Raw genomic sequence first — 2,300 nt, forward strand, 5'->3', positions numbered from 1 at the left:
TACAACGCCACCGCCGTAATCACCGTCCCCACCAGCAGGCTCACCACATACATGCCAACATTGGTGACCGCATTCGGGATCGGCAGCACAAAGATGCCACCGTGCGGCACCTTGAGTTCCGTTCCGAACATCATTGCCAGCGCACCGGTCACGGCCGAACCGACCATCAGGCACGGGATCACGCGCAACGGGTCGCGCGCGGCATACGGAATCGCGCCTTCGGTGATGAACGAGATACCCAGCACCGCAGTCGCCTTGCCGGCTTCGCGCTCATCCGTGGTAAAGCGGTTCTTGAACAGCACCGTGGCCAGGGCAATACCCAGCGGCGGGGTCATGCCGGCCGCCATGGCCGCAGCCATCGGCTGGTAGACGCTGGCGGCAATCAGGCCGGTCGAGAACGCATACGCGGCCTTGTTGACCGGACCGCCCATGTCGAACGCCATCATCGCCCCGATGATCACGCCCAGCACCACGGCGCTGCCGGTCTGCATGCCCTTGAGCCAGGCTTCCAGTGCCTTCAGCGCAACCGCCACCGGCTCACCCAGCACCATGATCATCAGCAGGCCCACCACCAGGGTCGATAGCAGCGGCAGGATCAGCACCGGTTTCAGGCCGGCCAGATTGCGCGAGAGCTTGATGTTGTCATTGAGCCACTTGGTGACATAACCCGCGAGGAAGCCGGCAACAATGCCGCCGAGGAAGCCCGCGCCCAGGTTGGCAGCCAGCATGCCGCCGACCATGCCCGGCGCCAGACCGGGGCGATCGGCAATCGAGTGCGCAATATAGCCGGCCAGGATCGGCACCATCAGGGCAAACGCACCCTTGGCGCCGGTCAGGAACAGCGCCTGGCCCAGCGTACCCTTGTGCGCGTCGTCGTAGACATAGATGCCGCCCAGTGCGAAACCGATGGCGATCAGCAGGCCGCCGGCCACCACGAACGGGATCATGTAGGAAACACCGGTCATCAGGTGCTTGTAGGCACCGGTACGGCTGGCGGAACGTTCGGCCTTGATCGCATCGACCACATCGGCCGCGCTTTGTGCTTCGCCGCCTTGCACCTTGGCGGCCTCGAACGCGGTCTTGATCACGGCGGCGCCATCGGCAATGGCAGCCTTGGTGCTGGTTTCATAGATGCGCTTGCCGGCGAAACGGGTCAGGTCGACCTTGGTGTCCGCCGCGATCACCACCAGATCAGCCGCGGCGATCAGCTCTGCGCTCAGGGTATTCTGGGCGCCGACCGAGCCCTGTGTTTCGACCTGGATGCTGTGCCCGAGCGCTTTGGCGCCCTGCTCCAGGCCTTCTGCTGCCATGAAGGTATGCGCGATACCTGTCGGGCAGGATGTGATAGCCACGATATTTGCCATGATCCTCTTCACCTCCGGTTATATGACGTCAATGCGTCAATGTTTTCACTGCAAGATTTCACGCTTTCAGCTTCGTTACTTCAACCAGTTTGGCCATCTCCTCCAGCCCCTGCCGGTGCAAGCTGCCATCGGGATGGCTGACCCGTGCTGCAGCGCTGGCCGTGGCCAGGCGCAAGGCGTCAGGCGGCGGCATGCCCTTGAGCATGGCCGAGATCCAGCCGGCCACCATCGAGTCACCAGCCCCGACCGTGCTGACCACCTCAACCCGCAGCGGCCTGGCATGCCAGCAGCCTTGCGGCGTGAGCAGCACTGCGCCCTCCTCGCCCAGTGAGACGATCACGTTGGTCGGGCCGGCGGCCTGCAGGCTCTGCGCCCCCAGGATGACCGCATCCATATCCGGCAGCTTGCGCCCCAGCCACTCTTCCAGTTCATGCCGGTTCGGTTTGACGAAATCCGGACCGCCTGCGAGTGCGGCGGCAAACGGGGCACCACTGGTATCGAGCACGACCTTCTTGCCGGCAGCCCTCAGCGCACGCGCGAGGCCGACGTAGTAATCCACCGGCACCCCCGGCGGCAGGCTGCCGCCGAGCACGAAGATGCGCGCCGCGCCATCGCACAGCGCCGTGATCGTGGCGCGCAGTAGCACCAGCGCATCGGCCGGCGGCGTAGGGGGCACCAGGTTGATATCGGTGGTCACGCCCGATTGCGGGTCATTGAGTTTGACGTTGATGCGCGTCGCACCCGGCATGCGCACGAAATGATCGGCGATGCCGTGCGAGGCAAACAGGTTCTCGAAGATGCGTGCGTTGTCTTCGCCCAGCAAGCCGGTGGCAGCACAGGTGTGGTCAAGATCGGTCAGCACCTTGGCGACATTGACACCCTTGCCGCCGGCATCGAAACGCAGGCTGTGCGCCTTGTTGAGCTGGCCCAGCGTCA

The 2,300-nt window shown here is 64.4% G+C and carries 2 protein-coding genes; both read right to left on the reverse strand.

The features are described from left to right. A partial coding sequence (locus tag AC0KVQ_RS16120; protein WP_473422213.1) for a PTS fructose transporter subunit IIC occupies window positions 1-1,364 on the reverse strand: 1,364 nt, incomplete at its 3' end. 58 nt (window positions 1,365-1,422) lie between these two features. Then, the coding region (locus tag AC0KVQ_RS16125) for a 1-phosphofructokinase family hexose kinase (RefSeq protein ID WP_473422215.1) at window positions 1,423-2,300 on the reverse strand (878 nt) is incomplete at its 5' end.

The organism is Formivibrio sp. oc-25 (genome assembly GCF_055810895.1).